Raw genomic sequence first — 19648 nt, forward strand, 5'->3', positions numbered from 1 at the left:
ATGATCCAGGTAACTGATCTTCACTTTGCTTATGGTTCCAATTCTCAGGACACACTCAGAGGTTTAAATTTTCAGGTTGACACCGGTGAAATTTTCGGATTTCTTGGTCCAAGTGGTGCTGGAAAGAGCACAACTCAAAAAATCCTCATCGGCATTCTGAATAACTACAGGGGTGCAGTCTCAGTCAATGGTCTTGATCTTCAAAAGCTGAACTCTGAATTCTATGAGTCCATAGGTGTGGCCTTTGAGACCCCCAATTTATACACCAAATTCACTGCCCTGGAAAACCTGGAATTCTTTGCCCGGTTTTATGCCAGTAAAACCCGGAATCCTGTGGAGCTTCTGGCTGCTGTTGGACTGGAGGATTCGGCCAAGACCCGTGTCAGTGATTTTTCCAAAGGGATGAAGGTTCGATTGAACTTTTGCCGCAGTCTATTGAACAACCCGACCCTGATCTTTCTGGACGAACCTACAGCAGGGCTGGATCCTGTCAATCTGCGCAAGCTGGAAGCTCTAATTCTCGCCGAGAAAGATAAAGGCAATACCATCTGTATCACCACCCATGACATGCATGTTGCCGACACACTTTGTGATCGGGTTGCCTTTATTGTGGATGGTGAGGTTAGTCTGATTGACTCACCCAGAGAGCTCAAATTGCAGCATGGTGAAAGATTCCTGGAAATTGAATATCGTGACGCAGATTCATTACAAACCCAATCTATTCCCATGGACACACTGGGCACAAATGACACGTTTCAGAATATCTTGAAGAATCATTATATCGAAACCATTCACAGCAGGGAAGCCAGCCTGGAGGATGTTTTTGTAAAGACGACTGGGAGAACGCTGCAGTGAGACTTCTGGCTGCACTCCGTCAAGACATTCGCTTTCAGTTCCGGCATGGATTCTATTATGTTTATGCAATCCTGACTGTTCTATACATCATTACCTTAAAGTTATTGCCCGAAACGCTGATATATCCGACCCTGACAATCATTCTCTTTACCGATATCTGCACGCTGGGATTTACCTTTATTGGCGCTATCGTTTTGCTTGAACGGGGACAAAACTTGACTGAAAGTCTATTTGTTACCCCCCTGCGACTTCATGAATACCTGCTGGCTAAAATATTGTCCTTTCTGCTCCTGTCTTGTACCTCTGCTCTCATCATTATACTGGGGGCATCAGTTGGGGGGCAAAATTTGAGTTGGTTCATTATTGGCGTGGTTATTAGCGCTCTAATTTATACGCTCTTTGGGCTTGTTTTCGCAGCTAGAGCCCGCCATGTGAATGACTACTTTGTCAAATCCCTGGGAATTGGTCTGCTTATCAGTCTACCTATTCTAGCGTATCTCCAGCTTTTTGATACACCTCTTTTCTATCTTTTCCCCACACGAGCCACCTTGATATTGCTGGATGTCCTGGCCCATGATTACTCTCTCGCAATAAAACTGTTTTCAGTTGCCAGTCTGTTAATCTGGTTTTCCATCCTCAGTGTTTGGGTTCATCGGCGTTTCGATAGATATGTCAGGCACCCCAGCTAACATGAAAGTGCCAACTATAGTCCTGGCTCAGGGTGATTTGAAGCTCATCATCCGTGATACCACCCTTGTGATGGCTCTTTTTGGACCGCTGGCTATAACCATTCTGCTCTTTTTTCTGCCTACCATTGAACTATTTCTTCAGGCCCGGTTTGAAATTGACCCCACACCCTACCGCTTATTTGTGGTAAGCTTTCTTAACCTGATCCCCGGGATGCTTTTTGCCATGATATATGGCTTTATTATTCTGGATGAACGAGATGAAGATGTGATTGATTTTATCAGTGTCACACCCTTGAGAAAGCAGGGCTATCTAACTTATAAGCTCATGATGCCCATGTTGCTCAGCGCACTGTTCTTTTTATTAATTTTCTATGCAACTGCTCTGGTTCCGCTCAAGCCTCTGCATGGGTTAGGCATTGCAATAATGATTGCTCTTGAAGCAGCTATTGGGACGCTTTTTCTGGTGACATTTTCAGAGAATAAGGTGGAAGGTTTAGCCTTTAGCAAATTACTGGGAATTATGTATCTGGCCATACCCCTTGTTTTTTTCTGGAACTCCGGCTGGCACTGGTTGTCAGCATTTTTACCACCCTTTTGGATAGCCAAAGCCTTTATCCATAGTCAGGAATCATCAGCCTGGATCTGGAGTGATCTATTTTTGGGGATCCTTGTACATCTCGTCGTATTGAAAATATTTCTCGGAAATTTTCTAAGAAAACAGTAATTAGTGTCTGTCTTTAAATTCTTCCTTCACAACGAATTTATCTGCACCCTGTTTAAAACTAACTTTATAGACAGAGACTAATCAGGTGAGCTTTTGATTAATCTCTATAATCTCTTCCAGAATGGATTTCAAGACTTCTATTTCACCAATCACTGATTCTGGTTGAGTATCAGTGCCCTCACCTTGATTTCCTCGATAAGCCTTTACCTTTGCTCGCAACACCGCATGTAGGGATTCAAATTCCACGATCCCTTCCAGTTTACCCTCATGTCCACCAGCCTGAGCTCCCTGACCAGCAGTTTGAATAAACAGGGTCCCAATATCCAACCATCTTTCGTAGAGGGAGCGACTCAGGGTAAAATCGGTTACCGCCGAATATGGAATACTAACATTCTTTTTAGTAATAATGCCTTTTTGAATCATGACACGTTCATCATCAACTGAATACTTCAAATTGATTATCCAGAGGTACTGAAACCAGGGTGTTACAACCCAAAGCACGATGAGGAAGCCAGCTACCCAGGACCAGACATATTTAACAAACTCAGCATTGGTCACCTCGGGGTCAAGAATGACAACCAGAGCTTGTATAATGAAGGTGCAGATAATGATGACGGCTGTGATTGTTAAAAACGTGTAAATCTCACGCCGCATCAATTTGCCAAGATCAGGTTTAATTTCCATGATCATCCTCCCTTTAAATCATTTTTAGTTACTCAGTGGTTTGGGTTGAATATCCAGATACTGTTGAACATTCACCTCATCTATATATTTGGCATCAAGAAATTGATCGGCATATTCCTGAAAGACACCTTCACTGAGAAAAACATCAAACAAATCTGCATCAATATGCTGATCTGCCTTAAAAAAGCCCATAATACGCATGGCTTCAGAAAGGGTCTTGCCTTTTTTGTAGGGACGATCGCTGGCAGTTAAAGCTTCAAAAATATCAGCAATACCCATGATACGAGCCTGAACAGACATATCTGCCTTGGTTAATCCCTTGGGGTATCCTGTACCAATCATGGTTTCATGGTGGCCGCCGGCAAATTCTGGAACCCGTTTGAGATGTTTGGGGAAGGGTAGTTTTTCCAGCATGTCAATGGTGACCACAATATGATCATTAATTTTATCTCTCTCTGCATTGTTCAGGGTTCCGCGTGAGATGTTCAAATTCATGACCCAGTCGTCTGAAAGTAGATTTTGCTTTTCACCATTGAGTACAATCTGACGTTTTGAAATAGTGATGACCCTTTCCTTTTTGTCATCGGCCATGAATTCACCACCAGTATTACACTCATTCAGAAAAGCCTGATCATCATCGAGTAGAGCCAGTTTTTCCTGTAATTCTGTCTCCAGAAGTGTTTGCTTCTGAGCGGTTACTCCATTGGCAATGGTTCTTAAATAATCGATCTCAGCATCCCGTTTTAGCACTTCAAATCTGGTATTCATTTCATGAACACGATCATAGATGGTTTCCAGCTTGGTGGCCTTGTCAACCACATATTCTGGCGTGGTAATTTTTCCAACATCATGGAGCCAAGCCGCAATCCTTAGCTCATCCATATCCTCCCGGGAGAATTGGACATCACCAAAGGGGCCCTCCTTGGTCTGGTTAACTTTCTCGGCCAACATGATAGCCAGGGCGGGAACACGTGAACAGTGTCCACCTGTATAGGGTGACTTTTCATCAATGGCGTCTGCAATCAATTGGATAAATGATTCCAACAAGGTTTCCAGGCCTTCAATAAGGCGTACCGTTGTAATGGCCACAGCAGCCTGGCTCGCTAAAGACTCAATCAGCTTCTGCATATCCTCGGAAAATGGAATAATCTCACCAGTAACCGGGTCGGCTGCATTGATGAGCTGGAGGACGCCAATGATGTCGCTCTCATGGTTTTTCATGGCAATACAGAGAAAAGACTGGGAGCGATAATTGTTTTTCGAATCAAACGCTTTGGTGCCTGAGAAATCATAGACATCATTCTCATAGGCATCTGGGATATTCAGTGTCTCTCCTGATAATCCCACATGAGCAGAAATCATATGATCATTGGGTTCTCCATTCTCCATGTAAAGTTTCACGGGGTATATAAACTCGGGGATGGCAGTTTCACTGATACCGCCCCAGTTTGTACCCAGCGTTATGGTCTTCATAATTTCAAAGGCGAGACGATCATCTTCAGTTCGTAAATATAAGGTTCCACCATCTGAATTGGTGATGCGCATACCTTCTTCAATAATAAGATTGAGCAGGGTAGGAAGGTCGCGCTCTGCAGAGAGTTGAAATCCAATTTCAGCCAGCTTATCAATTTGAACTTCACATTGCTCTATGTAATTCAATACGGTAGGATCAGCGGTAGCGAGATAGTTTTTCACTTCAGAACGATTTATATAGGCTTTCTTATTCATACAGGAATCTCCGGGTTTTTATCACTTCTAGAGTGCTAAAATAACCGAAGTGATGTTAAATAGGTCTCTTTTTTCAATTGGATGCCAACAATTCACAGGTCTGATTTATTCCACTTTTACCATCACCCGATGGAGCCCCTGCTCTTAGCACTTCGACAGGTCTTCTGTTCACAAGCTTGGGAAGTCGGATAAAAAACGTACCTGTATTACTCCTTTCTAAATATTAGATTATTTCCAATCAATTTCGAAGGGAGCACTCATGAAAAAGACGCTCGTTCTGGATACCAATGTCATTCTCCATGACAGTGACTGCATCTACCATTTTGAAGACAACGATATTGTGTTACCCATGGCAGTATTGGAAGAGCTGGATCATTTCAAGAAGGGCAATGACGTTCTGAATTATCATGCCCGGGCCTTTGTGCGTGCCATTGATAAACTGTCCACTGAAAATATGTTTGAAAAAGGGGTCAAGCTGGGAGCCAAACAGGGGGTTTTCAGGGTGGAAATAAATTCAACCAGTGAAGATTTGGCTGGTGTTTTTGCCGAAGATATTACTGACCATCGGATTCTTTATACTGCCTATGAGCTGGCCAAGGCTCAAAAACAAAGGGTGGTCCTGGTGAGTAAGGATGTAAACCTGCGCATGAAAGCCAAAGCCTTGGGAATGGAGGCCCAGGACTACTTTACAGACAAGGTGGCCAGTGTTGATGAACTCTATACCGGGAAATCAATCCAGGAGCATGTGGACTCTGAAGTAATCGATACGCTTTATAAGACTCCCTTTGAGATGCCCTTTGACCAGACGGGAATTGAAGAAACACCAGCCCCATGGCATCATTATATCCTAAAAAATGATCAAAAGTCAGCGCTGGCTGTTTACAATCCCAATCAGGATCTCCTGCAACGCCTGGATAAACGTGCTGCCCATGGCATCATCCCTCGCAACGCCGAGCAGTTATTTGCCCTGGATGTGTTGACCAATGATGAGATTCCCCTGGTATCCATTACGGGGAAGGCTGGTACAGGTAAAACACTGCTGGCCCTGGCCGCCGCCATGGAAAAAAAGCGCTCGTATCGCCAGATTTATATCGCCCGACCTATTGTTCCTCTGAGTAACAAGGATATTGGCTTTTTACCTGGTGATATTAAGTCAAAAATTGATCCTTACCTGCAACCGCTCTGGGACAATCTGAAGGTCATTCAGAATCAGTATCTAAATGACAATTCTGAGTTTGAGAAAATCAACAAGCTGGTAGAGGATGAGAAGATCGTTATTGCTCCACTTACGTATATCCGGGGGCGTAGCTTACAGAAAATTTTCTTTATCGTCGATGAAGCTCAGAACCTCACACCCCACGAAATAAAGACCATCATCACCCGTGCTGGCGAAGGAACAAAAGTTGTTTTCACCGGCGATATTTTTCAGATTGACCACCCCTTCCTGGATAGTCAATCCAATGGCCTCTCCTATCTCATTGACCGTTTCAAGGGGCAGCGTTTGTATGCCCACATGAATCTTGAGAAGGGAGAACGTTCTGCACTTGCCGAGTTGGCATCGAATTTATTATGATGAGCAATCAGGCAAATCAAAGGGCTGAATATACCGCCCGCATCAATCGCGTTATGGATCATATTGATCGCAATCTGGATCAGGAATTGACGCTTGAGGAATTGGCAAGGGTTGCCAACTTTTCCAGGTTTCATTTCCACCGAATTTTTAAGGCTATGGTGGGAGAATCCTTAAATCAGTTTATTCAACGTATTCGTCTTGAAAAGGCAGCGTCTCAACTCACTGAGACTAACCAGAAACCTATCACTAACATTGCTTTGGATTGTGGATTTTCAAGTTCCGCAGCTTTTGCCAGAGCCTTTAAACTGCGATTTGACATGAGTGCCAGCGAATGGCGCGATGGTGAACATGCCCATCGTAGCAAGAATGGTAAAACGAATCGCAAAGAACGTCAACTACTTGGCAATCATTGGAAATCTTTAACCTCCCAATCAGAGTACTCTAGGGGTGATTGGTTGATGGAGATGGATCCATCAGCTCGAACCCTAAAATGGAGTAAAATAATGATTGAGATGAAAGACGTCACAGTTGAAGTCAAAACTTTTCCTGAAATGCATGTTGCTTATGTGCGCCACATAGGGCCCTATGCAGGAGATTCAGCTCTTTTTCAAAGTCTATTCGGAAAATTGATGCACTGGGCGGGTCCTCGTGGATTGATGAGCAACCCGAAAACAAAAGTGCTTACTGTTTACCATGATGATCCAAATGTCACCGATGAGGACAAGCTGCGGACCAGTGCTTGCATCACCGTTCCGGCAGACATGGCGGTAGACGGTGAAATCGGAAAGATGAGGCTCGATCCCGGCGACTATGCTGTTGGACATTTTGAGATCAATGAGGATGAGTATAGTGAAGCCTGGAATCACCTCATGGGTGGCTGGCTACCCCAAAGCGGTTATCAACCGGATGATCGAACCTGTTTTGAGATCAATCTTAATGATCCTGACAAGCACCCGGAGAACAAGCATATCGTAGATATCTGTATCCCTGTAAAACCACTTTAGGACTTTTCCTATAACCTTACGAAGGTTTGAAACCTTCGTAAGGTTCAGTTTTAACTATCTCAAGTATAATTGAATCGTCACACTGAGCGGAGTCGAAGTGCAAGAACCACTGAACATGTTGCACCAGCCTGTCTCTCGACTCCGCTCAAGTTGACGGCTTTTAATTCATTTGACACACAATTCAAAACAAGGTCGGTGTGTACTTCTGTTGCTCCAGATCCAGGAGCTTCCTTTTGATCCCCAATCCACCCGTGTATCCACCCAATGACCCATCTGATGCAATAACCCGGTGACAGGGGATGATGATGGGAATTGGATTCTGACCATTGGCTGCCCCTACAGCCCGCATGCTGCCTGGTGAATTAAGAGAGGTGGCAAGAGCTCCATATGAGATGGTTTTACCGTAGGGAATCTCCATGAGACTCTTCCAAACCTGCTTTTGGAATTCTGTCCCAGACAAAAACAGCTTCATGTCAAAATCGGTACGCACCCCTGAGAAATACTCAGAGAGTTGCTGAATTGTTTCTTTTAGTATCGGTTTGGAGGTTTTGAGTTCTGCAGTGGGGAAGACTTTTTTAATATAGGAAAAGAGTTTTTCTTTAGCTCCCACACCCAGGCTCAAACAACACAGTTCGTTTTCGTGTTGGGCCAGAAAGAAACGTCCCAAGGGGGAATCTACTGGAGCATAGTGAATAATCATTTGAAGGTCTTATATCTGGCTTGACAAAAAACCCTGAATCCGTTGTTTCAAGTCATCTCTGGTATTGCGGTAATCAGGAAGTTTGGATTCATCCACATCCCAACCATGAAAAGGATCTATAAGACTCCAATGTATCCGCTCCACATCTCCTGGAAAAGAGGGACAGGTCTGGGCCGCGTGGTCACAAACTGAAATGACAATGTCTATTCCGGACTTCAGATAATCATTCACATCATCCGAGCTCTGCTGACTGATATCTATACCGATTTCATTCATGACCAGAATTGACATGGGATGGAGGCGGCTTGGTTCCACACCAGCCGAAAAGACATCATATTTATCACCGGCCATGTGGCGCATCAATCCTTCACCAATTTGTGAACGACAGGAATTTCCTGTACATAAAAAGAGAATTTTTTTCTTCATGTATTTTGTATTTCAACCTCTGTTTAAATAGACAACCTGCCAGTCATCACTGACTTTGCCTGCCAGATATCCAATACCATATGAAACTCCGCCCCACAGCACAATGCTTATCACTTGCTGCATGGGCTCAATATCAACTACATTTCCATCCAGATCAGTGGTTGTGCCACCTGATGCCAACCAGGAACCGAGACTAAAACCAACACATGCTCCTGCACAATTTTGTCCAAACCTTTTAGCCTTACCGGATTTAGCCATAACCTGGACCACGTCAGCAAGCGGAAATACTTGATCCTGTCCCTGAATATCAAGGGTAACTGATTCCATGGTCATACGTAATTCCTTGCCCTCCAGGGTCATGCCATTGGCCAGAAAAACCTTACCCATGGCATATTCTTGAGTGACCCCTTGCGCACTCATTAAGGAAACCATCAAACCCCACACAACGAGCATACTGATTGAACGATACTTACTAAACATTTTATCCCCTTAATATTCGAATTCTTGAACGGCAATTTAGCCAATATTTCAGCAGAATAAAGAGCAAGCTCTCGACTTGCTGGATCATTTCCTACTGTCCCTTAACATCCAAATATTGAACACTAACAGATCATAACAATTGTAAATAAAGTAGAATACATTATCTTCCGCATATTATTTGATAAATAACATAACTATTATTAGGTGATTATGGGTTTAGATAAAATTGACAGACAAATTTTGGACATTTTACAGGAAAATGGTCGCATCTCCAATGCCGAGTTAGCACGACAGATAAACATGTCCCCGCCACCCACTCTGGAACGTGTGAAAAAATTAGAACGCAATGGGATTATACAAAACTATGTAGCACTGACCAATCCTGCCAAGCTAGGACTGAATTGCTTCACTTATGTTGAAGTCACTCTGGTACGTCATGGTCGCGAAGGGGTTGAACGATTCATGAAATCCATCACCGCTCTGGATGAAGTCATGGAATGTCACCACATTACCGGTGGCGCTGACTTTCTGCTCAAAGTGGCCAGTCGGGACATCCCTGATTATGAAAATTTTGTTCTCCATAAGCTGACCGCCCTGCCAGAGGTCCAGCATCTAAAAACCATGGTGGTTCTCTCCACCCTGAAACTTGAGACAAAAATACCAACTGATATAAAAGACCCCCGGTCTGAATAGCATGCTATCTAACACGGGATCTGCCCGGAAACACCTGATCGCCCTGGTGGGTTTTGGAACCGTGGCTCAGGGGCTGTGTAAGATTCTGCTTGAGAAACGTGATCTCCTGAAGCGAGAGCATCAATTCGAGTTTGAGGTTGTCGCTGTAAGTACCCGTAGCCGTGGAACCATGTTCCACCCGGCAGGCCTATCACTTTCCTATCTCAATTATCTCAGTCAGAACGACACACCCTTTGTCGAAAATGTTAGAGATTGGGATGCTGAAGACATGATACGTGAGTCCAACGCCACCGTGGTAATAGAGCTCTCCCACACCAATCTGGTTGATGCTGAACCTGCTCTGACCCATTGTCGAACCGCATTCAAAACAGGCAAACACATCATCTCTGGAAATAAGGGACCTGCGGCACTGGCCTACCCGGAAATGAAAGGCCTGGCCAGAAAACGTGGCTGTGCTTTTCTCAATGAAGCCACAGTTCTTAGCGGAACACCAGCCTTCAGTTTTTTCCACAACACGCTTAAAGGAAACCAGGTTCGTGGTATGAGGGGGATTTTAAACGGAACCACAAACTTTATGCTGCATGAGATGGAGGGCGGATCCAGTTATGATGACGCACTTCAACAGGCTGATAAGCTGGGATATCTTGAAGCAGACCCCTCGGCTGATATAGAGGGTTATGATGCCCAGGCTAAGCTGGCTATTCTGGCCAGCGAACTTTTTGATCTAACCATTGATCTGGGAGATATAAAGCGGGAAGGAATTTCTGCAATCACTCAGGTCCACATTGAAGAAGCTCGTCGTCATGGCAAGCGTTGGAAACTGGTTGCCACCCTTTCAGTGGGAGATGACAAAATCGTTGCTCAAGTTAGGCCGGAGAAACTGGCGATTTCAGACCCCCTCGCCCAGGTGAATGGTTTGCTGAATGCCATTACTTTTTCCACAGATCTTCTTGGAGATGTAACTATTACGGGGCCCGGAGCTGGTGGTGTAGAAACCGGTTATGCCGTGCTATCCGACCTTCTAACATTAAACGCAGGAGCGTTCTCATGAGTCTTACCCTAAAGAACAAAGGCATCAATACCCAGGTTACCCATGCCGGTGAAAATCCTGATACTACTCATGGTAGTGTTGGAATACCAATCTATCAGACTTCAACTTTCAAATTCCGGGATGCTGACCATGGTGCTCGCCTGTTTGGTGGCGAAGAGAAGGGTTACATCTATACCCGTATTGGTAATCCTACAACCAACGCCTTTGAGGAGGCTGTAGCCTTACTTGAGCACGGGGTTGGCGGTATCGCAACCGCATCGGGTATGGCAGCAGTCTGTGGTATTTATATGACCTATCTGGGGGCCGGTGCCCATATGGTAGGAACAGATGCCATGTATGGTTCTTCCAGAATGGTTGTGGAAAATGACTTCAGCCGCTTTGGTGTGGAGGGCGATTTTGTGGATACGTCAGACCTGGAAATAGTTCGACGCGCCATGAAATCAAATACATCTCTGCTATATATTGAAACACCTGCCAATCCAACCATAAAACTAACAGATATTGAAGCCTGCGCTGACATTGCTCATGAACACGGAGCCCTGCTGGTTGTTGATAACACCTTTATGAGTCCCATCCTTCAGAACCCACTAGATCTGGGGGCTGATGTGGTTCTACATAGCATCACCAAATATATAAATGGGCATACAGATGTTGTGGGTGGGGTGATTATTACTAAAACTCAGGAAAATTTTGATCGTATAAAATCTGTGATCAATGCTACTGGCGGAACCATGGATCCCCATCAGAGCTGGCTGGTGCTGCGGGGCATGAGAACCCTCTCACTGCGAGTTCAGAGAGGTGAAGAAAATGCCCAGAAACTGGCTGATTATCTGGAAGCCCATCCCAAGATCGAATGGGTGCGTTACCCCGGCTTGAAATCTCACCCCCAGCATGATCTCGCCAAGCGACAAATGAAGGGTTTTGGATCCATGATCAGCTTCGAGGTTAAAGGTGGTGTTGAAGCGGGAAAAACCGTTTTAAACGGCGTGACCATCCCTCAGCTGGCTGTGTCTCTGGGTGGTTATGAATCACTCATCCAGCACCCCGCTTCCATGACGCATGCAAATATCCCAGAGAAGGAACGCGTGGCCGCCGGAATTACAGATGGATTGGTTCGCTTTGCCATCGGAACTGAAGATATAGAGGATTTACAAGCCGATCTGGAGCAAGCCCTGGCACTAATCTAAGCCATAGTCCCGGCTTCAATTTATGTGTCCCCGTTGATTATTCAGCGGGGATTTTCTTTTATAGGCTTTCTGTTTCATGACCATATTATAGGCCTATGACAAACACTTCCGTCATGCATGAATAACGAGGTCATTATGCGCCAAAATATTACTCTTATCACCCTTGCCTTGCTTGTGCTCTCAGCATGTACCGGTCCGCAGTATATGGTTTTGGAAGATCAACCCCTGGCAGGCATCAACATCACTATTGATCCCGGTCATGGAGATACGCAGGCCTATGATTCCTTTCGAATTGGTCAAACTGGAGAGCGTGAAGAGTGGATTAACCTCAGAGTTGCCAAAATGCTTAGCAGAAAACTCTCTCTGGCTGGCGCCAATGTGCTCATGACCCGCACCAAAGATCGGGATGTGAGCCTGGGTGGCAGGGCCGCCATGGCCAGGGAGCATGGAAGTGATCTGTTTGTTTCCATCCACCACAATGGATCACAAAATGACCCCTCCATCGACCTGCCCATTGTCTACTTTTTTGGATCAGCTGATTTGAATCCAGCGTCAGTTGATTTTGCAAAAATTCTCATTGATAGCATGCGCGCTGAAATGACCTTCCATCAACAGCAGGATGGCGCAGTATACAGTGATCATCTTATCTACAGCTCTGGAACATCGGTGTTGAGAAACACCATTAATGATATGCCTGGTGTCATTGGGGAGGCTGGCTTTTTTACCAATCCCGCCGGGGAAGGACGACTTAAATCAAAGGCCTACAATAAACTGGAAGCTGAGATTTATTACAAGGCTATCCTGGAGTATTTTAATCGAGGGACACCCTTCGCCACCTGTCTACTGCCTGATTCGATCAAATTTATTGACTTGAGCCGACCCATTGAATTCGAACTTGATGATGGCTTTGGCAACACCTTTTTTGAAGAAAACAGCTTCAAGGTTTTACAGGAGGGGGTACAAATTCAATCCAACTGGGATTCCAATTCAAGTATTCTCACGGCAACACCAGAAGCCTCTCCTGAAAAGAGTGTTTCCTTCCAGGTTTTTGCCCGAAATCTGCAGGGGAATGCCATGCATCCCATCCCTTTTACCTTTTTGACTGCAGCAGGATATGAGTGGTATTCCCTTGAAAAATGGTTTGAAGCATTTGAGAGTGCTGAGATACTTAAACGTCAGATTGATGCGCAAAACATGGAAAAACCTGAAAGTCAAATGGCCCAAATTGATGAAGCGCTGCATCTCTATCAATTAAGCCTGGAACTTCAACCGGTTCATCCTCGAGCCCGGATTGCCGAAGAGAAAATCCTCTGGCTCCTCCAAAAAAAGCAAGACTTGTCCAATGATGACTTGAGTGAAGCGATTGAAGCTCAACAGAATAGATTGAAGAATTATTACCCGGAGTAAAGTGTGACAAACTCGCTCAGGTCTGAGTGGAGCAGTCTTTCCAATTCAGAAACATCACTTGCTGGAACCTGGCACATGAGAAAGCCAAACAAGGGGAATTTGCTAAAGTCTGTCTTGCGCAGTTCCAATGGATTCTGGACTTTTTCTAGCAACCCCTCATAATCAAAACTGGCAATCTCCTTGCCCGGTACCCCCGTACTATTGTTTAGCACAACAAGCGCAAACACCTCTGATGGATCTCGCTGGATCAGCTGGGTCCAATCGGGTAATGTTTTGGTGATCAAAGCCTCGTAGATATTCATGCCCCAGGCATACTGAGCCAGATCCGCAGTAGAACACCACCCTCCAAAACGCAGTGGGTTTATCTCGATGGCTGCGATTTCGTCGTGGTCAATTCTAATTTCAATATGTGCCTGGAAATTCATCAGGTTAAATAGCGATCCCAGCTTATTCAGATAAATCTGAATGGGAGACAGATATTGCTCTACAATGGCTGATGATGTGATATATACTCGATCATTCACATCGTCACCAGAGGCAAACAGGTGTTTCATCATATTCAAAATGACAACCTGACCCTGGTCATCGAAATAGCAGTCAACTGCAAATTCATCCCCGGGTATTACTGCTTCCATAATAAAAATAGTGTTGTCCAGAACCCCTGTGGGGTAAATACCCTCATAGCTGTTGGTCAGCGAATCCAGTGTAGCCAGCGTATTCATCCACTCTGTCTTATCATCTACTCTTTGAACGCCTAAACTAAAAAAGCCAATCGATGGTTTCAGGATGACAGGAAATGGAATTGATTCTGGATCAATTTGCTCCAGCTCTGAATATGGGCACCCCTTATAATAATAGCTTGGATGAATCTCTGACAAAACATCCCGGAAGCGCACCTTATCCTTCACCTGTGCCACAGTCCGTGCAAGTCCACTTGATGGAAATTGAGTAAGAATCCAATCCAAAGCGTTTTCAGAATTGGTATAAAACTCAATCTTCCTATTCCTATCATAAGCCTGGATTGCCTCAAGCTCAGAGATAAAATTTATTGTATAACCCTCCAGCGCCTTTGCTGCATAAGCCGTTTGAATAACTGGGATTTTGATATTCTGAAGCGTCTGTTTCAGATAATCAGAAACGAAGGGTGCATCGATTAAAAACATATGGAGATGGTCTTGATGATAAACTTCAGAGATGTTGACAATACCTACTCGTCAGGACTTAATAGACTTGTTCAAGAATCTCTATTTTAACATTGCCCAGAACTGGAATGAGATTGGTCAGATTCTCAAAATCGCCTTCAACCAGAGCGATGTGCGTGGCGTCAGCAGGAAATTGATTCAGACTGGGGTCTACATCTACCCACTCACCATCAATGGCGACTACGGGCCAGGCATGGAACAGGAAGCGACCCTGGAGGTACACCAGTCCAATATGAATTTTGGTGGGGACACCTGCTGCTCGACTAAGGGCCGTATAGAGCGTGGTATGTTCTGTACAATCCCCAACTCCAGTATTTAGAATGTCCACCGCACCAGAAATGCTGGCAACTGGTTTTTTCTCCAGATAATTATAGACCCACTTGGTCAGGGTATGACTAATGGCAATGGCTTTACTCTCGCCCCCTAAAATCTGAATCGCCTTCTCACGTATTTGCTCATGATCACTCTGGACCATATCTGAGGCTTTCAGGTTAACCTCCAGTTCATCCGGGTTTATGGGCGTCGCAGCTTGACTCAAGCTAACGATAAATGGATCCTCGCTCTCAATTTTCTGTCGCTCCGATGACAGACCGGCCAGAACATCTGGCGTGATGCCAGAGAGACCAATTTTTAACTCTTTTAGCCTCTTTGTATTGGAGATGGGGTAGCTGGGGATAACAGCAAAACCATTTAATAAATCAACTTGACCCCCCTCAGATTTAGCCAGGGCTAACTCCGGAGTGGTTCTCTCCATCATCATGCCCATAATGGTTTCTTCCTTGTAGGTAATACCATTGTCATCCAACCACATGATGGAGGGTATGCTCTTAAACTCGATACGGAGTTTGTTCAGAAAGTGTTTCTCACCAGCAACGCTAACGATTTCTTTGCCTTCGTGGGTGATCATCACATCAGCCATTTCATTGGACATAGCATCATATGCTGGCACCCGGATGGTTTGCCCCTCTAAAATTCCCTTGCTGGCAATCATGGGTTGAATGGCAGTGTAGGTGTAGAGGTCCTGGGGTACCGTTATTTCTGATCGGGTAGTGTCCTGACCCTGAATGAATTCCAACGCCATTGTCGTGCCGTACTTCTGCCCTTGTACGTGGGTTGAATATTGATCGGATACCATCCAGAAACTGAAGGCTTCAAGTCTGAAGGATGTGTCCATAATGGCAGAATTTTCCAGATGAATTTCTGACTCCAGGCCGCCAAAGACAACATTCAGGTTGCTTGAGCTTTTTATGGTGTACCCATTGGCGCCCTGGTTTTCAATAGAGTATACGGTATGTCCCATTTTTTTGCCATCAAGATAAATATTCATCCATTCTGATTCGCTGGGGAGTTCGCGCATACCCGAGGCCAGTGATAGATACGATCCAGACCCTCCATGCAAGTAAGTCATATAGAGCAAGCGCCCAGACAGAAAAAGCCAGACCAGAACAAGTGAGATGAGGTAAATTCTTTTCTTCATAGGAAACTTCCAGCGTGACCTTTCATACGATATGTTTCAATCCTGTTCTGATCGAGAAATTTTTGTTTTCTCCTGCGGTATCGGGCACAAATTTAGGCGCGATTCCAAATATTGGAAGCAAGATTAATCTTTAACCTTTCGAAGGTTTAGAACCTTCGAAAGGTTTCTCAAGTCAAGAGGTGTCAAAAATGCAATCACAAGCTACAACCATAGAAGCGTATATAAGCGGCTTGCCAGAAGACAGGGTAGCACAAATAGTTCAAGTTAGGAAGGTCATCCTTGACAACCTGCCTGAGGGTTATGAGGAAACCATGAATTGGGGCATGATCACCTATCAGGTGCCAACAAGTGTTTATCCAGACACCTACAACAAACAGCCTCTTTTATACGCGGCACTTGCTTCACAAAAAAACCACATGGCCGTATATTTATCCGGTATTTACATGTTTGACGATAGAGCTAAAAGCTTTCACGAGGCTTACAGGGAAACTGGAAAACGAATGGATATGGGGAAGTCTTGTGTCCGTTTTAAAAAACTGGATGATCTGCCACTGGAGCTCATTGGCAAAACAATTGCCTCCCTACCCATGGCAGATTTTGTAGCATCTGTGAAGAAAGTTCATTCGCCCAGGAAAAACCGGGCAAAGTAGTCCTTTGGTAAGTCTTACTCCACCAGTGGACAGGCGACAAAATGATCTTTGGCCTGTTCCTTAAACTCTGGTTGGGATTCAGCACATGAGGGTTGAGCAATGGGACAGCGAGTTCGGAACCCACAACCAGATGGTTTTGCAAGTGGGGAGGGTACATCTCCCTTTAGAATGATTCTGGTCTTATTTCTATTGGCCGGGTCTGGTTTGGGAACAGCCGACAGAAGTGCCTGACTATAGGGGTGTCTGGGATGATAATAGACATCCTCAGCATTTCCATACTCCACAACATTTCCTAAATACATGACCAAGATTTTATCTGATATATGCTCAACAACGGATAAATCGTGGGCGATAAAAATATTGGTCAGATTGAATTCTTGACGAAGATCCATCATCAGATTGATAACCTGGGCCTGTATGGAAACATCGAGAGCTGAAACGGGTTCATCAGAAATAATAATTTTGGGATTGGTCGCCAGGGCTCGGGCGATCCCGATTCGCTGGCGTTGACCACCGGAAAACTCGTGGGGATAGCGTGTAGCCTGCTCAGCAGAGAGGCCGACTTTTTCCAGAAGCCAGGCGACTTTTTCTTTCTTTTCTACACTGGAGAGCTTTGTGTGTAAGTCCAGGGGTTCCTGGATAATATCCCCAACCAGCATACGTGGATTCAAAGAGGAGAAGGGGTCCTGAAAAATCATTTGAATAGCGGGACGATAGGCCTTCATTTCTCTTTTGGATAATGTGAGCAGGTTGGTATACTTTCCATCCTGATCCAGCAAAACCTCTCCCGTCACCTCTACATCAGGAGCCGTAAGCTTCAATACATTAATCAAGGCTTTTCCAAGTGTTGACTTGCCACATCCGGATTCTCCGACGACTCCGATTGTTTCACCGGGGAAAACGTCAAATGACACACCATCAACCGCTTTTACCTCGGCGACCTTATGCTGAAATACACCGCCAAAAAGGGGGAATTTTACTTTTACATCGCGTACTTTCAGGATGGGTCTATCGCTCATAACGCTTCGGTCTCATTTTCATACAAATGGCATCTGACTGCATGCCCTGGTTCAGTTTCAATCAGTTCTGGTTCTACTGTGTGACATTTTTCCATAACGTCATCACAACGTGTACAGAATTTACAGCCCTCAGGCATGGCCATAATAGGGGGTACCATACCCTTGATCGCTAATAACCGTCCCTTTTTTTTCGACGATTCCTCCGGGTGAGGAATCGAAGTCATGAGCCCCTTGGTATAGGGATGAAACGGATTGGCAAACAGTTCTTCCACACTGGCTATTTCCTGGATCTTGCCACCATACATCACAATAACCCGCTCACAGGTTTCTGCGATAACAGCCAAATCATGGGTAATTAAAAGTACGGCGGCATCCGCCCGCTTTTTCTTTAAAGTCACCATGAGATCCAATATTTGAGCTTGAATCGTTACATCCAGTGCCGTGGTTGGCTCATCAGCAATGAGCAATGCCGGTTCACACAGCAAGGCCATGGCAATCATGATGCGTTGCCGCATCCCGCCTGAAAGTTGGTGAGGATAATCCTTCAACCGCTTTACTGGATCTGGCATCCCCACAGATTCCAACATTTCTATACTGCGCAGATTCGCTTCATCCCAGGACAATTTTTCATGTTTCATCAGGACTTCGTTCATCTGTACATCAATCTTGAAAACGGGATTCAGGGAGGTCATGGGTTCTTGAAAAATCATGGCAATATCCTTACCACGATACTCCCGCATTTCCTCATAACTGAGATCAAGCAGATTGATGTCGTTGTACAGGATTTCCCCACCTACGATTTCTCCCGGGGGTGTGGGGATTAATCGATTGATGGAAAGAGAGGAGACCGATTTTCCTGATCCAGACTCGCCAACGATGCCTAAGACCTCACCTTTATAGATATCAAAAGACACCCCATCTACGGCTTTGGCTATTCCAGCTTCTGTGTGGAAATAGGTTTTTAAGTTTTTTATCTGAATCAGTTTATCATTCATTTTCTATCACAGTTTCCCTGGAAATCATCTTAGTCTTGAATACACTTTTGGATCAAAGGCTTCACGAACGCCTTCGCCAATAAAAGTAATCAGAAGCAGGGTAAAGAAGCTGGCTCCCATGGGAGAAACGATCAGCCACCAGTACCGAATATCTGAAACACCTTGATTTACCAATTCACCCCAGCTTGGTGTTGGCGGTGCCAATCCAAAACCCAGAAAATCCAGAGCCACGAGAGAACTGATATACCCAATAACGGCAAAGGGTGAAAAGGTGATTATGGGTGTTAAAGCGTTGGGCAGGATATGTTTAAACATTGTTCGGAAATTTGAAGCGCCCATGGAAACGGCTGCAGAAACATAATCCTTTGCCTTTTCCCGATAAAACTCTCCTCTTACATAATAGGTCATACCGATCCAGCCAAAGCTGGTCATAACCAGAACCAAAAGGAAAAAATTGGGTTGGAGTAATGAACTCACGATAATCATCGTATAAAGAAATGGAATAGCAGCAAAGATTTCAATAAAGCGCTGTCCAAAGATATCTATCTTTCCCCCAAAATAACCAAGCACCGCACCTATGCTGATGCCAACGATATAGGCGAAAAATACCACGATAAGCGCAAATGAGATGGAGATATTAAAACCATAAAGCAGTCGCGCAAAAACATCCCGTCCTCGATTATCCGTACCCAACCAGTGGTTCTGGGATGGGGGGTGTGGTGGCTTCCCATCAATTTCGGCCAGCAGGGATTCATTTGGATGATAGGGATATAATGGCATGATTGCCCAATTGCCATCTTCGTCGGCAAAGCGTTCGTTTAGTATTCTGTACTGAGTCTCACCGTAAGAGTCCTGATTGAATGTTTCTGCCGAATAATATTTCAATAAGGGGAAATAGAAATCGCCTTCATAACGAACAACGAGTGCTTTGTTGTTGATGAAAAGAGGATTGAGAAAAGAAAACAGATATAACGTTACCAGGATGAGGAAGGAGTAGTAGCCCCGCTTCATGGACTTGAATTTTTTGATCCGCTTTTGCAGAATGGAATGGGAAAGCGTATCTTTTTTGGTTCTCTTAAAGATCATGTGTTTCCTATGGTATCC

General features: G+C 44.8%; 20 protein-coding genes. 10 read left to right on the forward strand and 10 right to left on the reverse strand.

Going from position 1 to position 19648, the window contains the following annotated elements:
- Genes ISR87_03755 through ISR87_03765 form a run of 3 tightly spaced genes read left to right on the forward strand, consistent with a single transcriptional unit; the run spans nucleotide 1 to nucleotide 2268 of the window.
- Complete coding sequence (locus ISR87_03755; GenBank protein ID MBL7024547.1) at nucleotides 1-855, forward strand: ABC transporter ATP-binding protein; 855 nt, start codon at nucleotides 1-3, stop codon at nucleotides 853-855.
- On the forward strand, nucleotides 852-1544 hold the full coding sequence (locus ISR87_03760; protein ID MBL7024548.1) for a hypothetical protein: 693 nt from the start codon (nucleotides 852-854) through the stop codon (nucleotides 1542-1544). The genes ISR87_03755 and ISR87_03760 overlap by 4 nt, the downstream gene beginning before the upstream one ends.
- Nucleotide 1545: 1 nt before the next feature.
- A complete protein-coding gene (locus ISR87_03765; protein ID MBL7024549.1) occupies nucleotides 1546-2268 on the forward strand; it encodes a hypothetical protein in 723 nt (240 codons plus the stop codon).
- An 81-nt stretch (nucleotides 2269-2349) separates the two neighbouring features.
- Here the strand turns inward: ISR87_03765 and ISR87_03770 are convergent, their stop codons facing one another.
- Together ISR87_03770 and ISR87_03775 are read right to left on the reverse strand one after the other, a co-directional pair.
- Nucleotides 2350-2952, reverse strand: coding sequence for a PH domain-containing protein (locus tag ISR87_03770; GenBank protein MBL7024550.1), 603 nt, complete (start codon nucleotides 2950-2952; stop codon nucleotides 2350-2352).
- Between the two features lie 24 nt (nucleotides 2953-2976).
- Nucleotides 2977-4680 (reverse strand): GAF domain-containing protein, encoded by a 1704-nt coding sequence (locus tag ISR87_03775; GenBank protein ID MBL7024551.1) that lies wholly within the window; start codon nucleotides 4678-4680, stop codon nucleotides 2977-2979.
- Nucleotides 4681-4939: 259 nt separating this feature from the next.
- On the opposite strand from ISR87_03775, the gene ISR87_03780 reads away from it, so the two are divergent.
- Together ISR87_03780 and ISR87_03785 are read left to right on the forward strand one after the other, a co-directional pair.
- The gene (locus ISR87_03780; protein ID MBL7024552.1) at nucleotides 4940-6253 is read left to right on the forward strand and encodes a PhoH family protein; all 1314 of its coding nucleotides are present in this window, start codon (nucleotides 4940-4942) and stop codon (nucleotides 6251-6253) included.
- Nucleotides 6250-7257, forward strand: a complete 1008-nt coding sequence (locus ISR87_03785) for an AraC family transcriptional regulator (GenBank protein ID MBL7024553.1) — start codon at nucleotides 6250-6252, stop codon at nucleotides 7255-7257. Before ISR87_03780 ends, ISR87_03785 begins: the two co-directional genes overlap by 4 nt.
- A 181-nt stretch (nucleotides 7258-7438) precedes the next feature.
- Here the strand turns inward: ISR87_03785 and ISR87_03790 are convergent, their stop codons facing one another.
- Genes ISR87_03790 through ISR87_03800 form a run of 3 tightly spaced genes read right to left on the reverse strand, consistent with a single transcriptional unit; the run spans nucleotide 7439 to nucleotide 8863 of the window.
- On the reverse strand, nucleotides 7439-7957 hold the full coding sequence (locus ISR87_03790; protein ID MBL7024554.1) for a methylated-DNA--[protein]-cysteine S-methyltransferase: 519 nt from the start codon (nucleotides 7955-7957) through the stop codon (nucleotides 7439-7441).
- A gap of 9 nt (nucleotides 7958-7966) precedes the next feature.
- Nucleotides 7967-8383, reverse strand: a complete 417-nt coding sequence (locus ISR87_03795) for an arsenate reductase ArsC (protein ID MBL7024555.1) — start codon at nucleotides 8381-8383, stop codon at nucleotides 7967-7969.
- Between the two features lie 12 nt (nucleotides 8384-8395).
- Nucleotides 8396-8863: a hypothetical protein gene (locus ISR87_03800; GenBank protein ID MBL7024556.1), complete on the reverse strand. Its 468-nt coding sequence runs from the start codon at nucleotides 8861-8863 to the stop codon at nucleotides 8396-8398.
- Nucleotides 8864-9073: 210 nt separating this feature from the next.
- On the opposite strand from ISR87_03800, the gene ISR87_03805 reads away from it, so the two are divergent.
- The 4 genes from ISR87_03805 to ISR87_03820 all read left to right on the forward strand — a co-directional run bounded on the left by ISR87_03805 (nucleotide 9074) and on the right by ISR87_03820 (nucleotide 13201).
- Nucleotides 9074-9556, forward strand: a complete 483-nt coding sequence (locus ISR87_03805) for an Lrp/AsnC family transcriptional regulator (protein MBL7024557.1) — start codon at nucleotides 9074-9076, stop codon at nucleotides 9554-9556.
- A 1-nt stretch (nucleotide 9557) separates the two neighbouring features.
- Nucleotides 9558-10607, forward strand: a complete 1050-nt coding sequence (locus ISR87_03810; GenBank protein ID MBL7024558.1) for a homoserine dehydrogenase — start codon at nucleotides 9558-9560, stop codon at nucleotides 10605-10607.
- Complete coding sequence (locus ISR87_03815) at nucleotides 10604-11794, forward strand: PLP-dependent transferase (protein ID MBL7024559.1); 1191 nt, start codon at nucleotides 10604-10606, stop codon at nucleotides 11792-11794. The genes ISR87_03810 and ISR87_03815 overlap by 4 nt, the downstream gene beginning before the upstream one ends.
- Nucleotides 11795-11929: 135 nt before the next feature.
- On the forward strand, nucleotides 11930-13201 hold the full coding sequence (locus ISR87_03820; protein ID MBL7024560.1) for an N-acetylmuramoyl-L-alanine amidase: 1272 nt from the start codon (nucleotides 11930-11932) through the stop codon (nucleotides 13199-13201).
- On the opposite strand, the gene ISR87_03825 is transcribed toward ISR87_03820, so the two are convergent.
- On the reverse strand, nucleotides 13189-14364 hold the full coding sequence (locus tag ISR87_03825) for an ATP-grasp domain-containing protein (GenBank protein MBL7024561.1): 1176 nt from the start codon (nucleotides 14362-14364) through the stop codon (nucleotides 13189-13191). The genes ISR87_03820 and ISR87_03825 overlap by 13 nt on opposite strands.
- 58 nt (nucleotides 14365-14422) lie before the next feature.
- Nucleotides 14423-15880 (reverse strand): transglutaminase domain-containing protein, encoded by a 1458-nt coding sequence (locus ISR87_03830; protein MBL7024562.1) that lies wholly within the window; start codon nucleotides 15878-15880, stop codon nucleotides 14423-14425.
- A 188-nt stretch (nucleotides 15881-16068) separates the two neighbouring features.
- On the opposite strand from ISR87_03830, the gene ISR87_03835 reads away from it, so the two are divergent.
- A complete protein-coding gene (locus ISR87_03835; protein MBL7024563.1) occupies nucleotides 16069-16530 on the forward strand; it encodes a DUF1801 domain-containing protein in 462 nt (153 codons plus the stop codon).
- Between the two features lie 14 nt (nucleotides 16531-16544).
- Here ISR87_03835 and ISR87_03840 read toward each other — a convergent pair whose 3' ends face one another.
- Genes ISR87_03840 through ISR87_03850 form a run of 3 tightly spaced genes read right to left on the reverse strand, consistent with a single transcriptional unit; the run spans nucleotide 16545 to nucleotide 19630 of the window.
- Complete coding sequence (locus tag ISR87_03840; GenBank protein MBL7024564.1) at nucleotides 16545-17549, reverse strand: ATP-binding cassette domain-containing protein; 1005 nt, start codon at nucleotides 17547-17549, stop codon at nucleotides 16545-16547.
- A complete protein-coding gene (locus ISR87_03845) occupies nucleotides 17546-18544 on the reverse strand; it encodes an ABC transporter ATP-binding protein (GenBank protein MBL7024565.1) in 999 nt (332 codons plus the stop codon). The genes ISR87_03840 and ISR87_03845 overlap by 4 nt, the downstream gene beginning before the upstream one ends.
- Before the next feature lie 24 nt (nucleotides 18545-18568).
- A complete protein-coding gene (locus tag ISR87_03850; protein MBL7024566.1) occupies nucleotides 18569-19630 on the reverse strand; it encodes an ABC transporter permease subunit in 1062 nt (353 codons plus the stop codon).
- Nucleotides 19631-19648: the final 18 nt, after the last annotated feature.

This window comes from Candidatus Neomarinimicrobiota bacterium (assembly GCA_016784545.1).
Lineage (GTDB): Bacteria > Fidelibacterota > UBA8477 > UBA8477 > JABMPR01 > JABMPR01.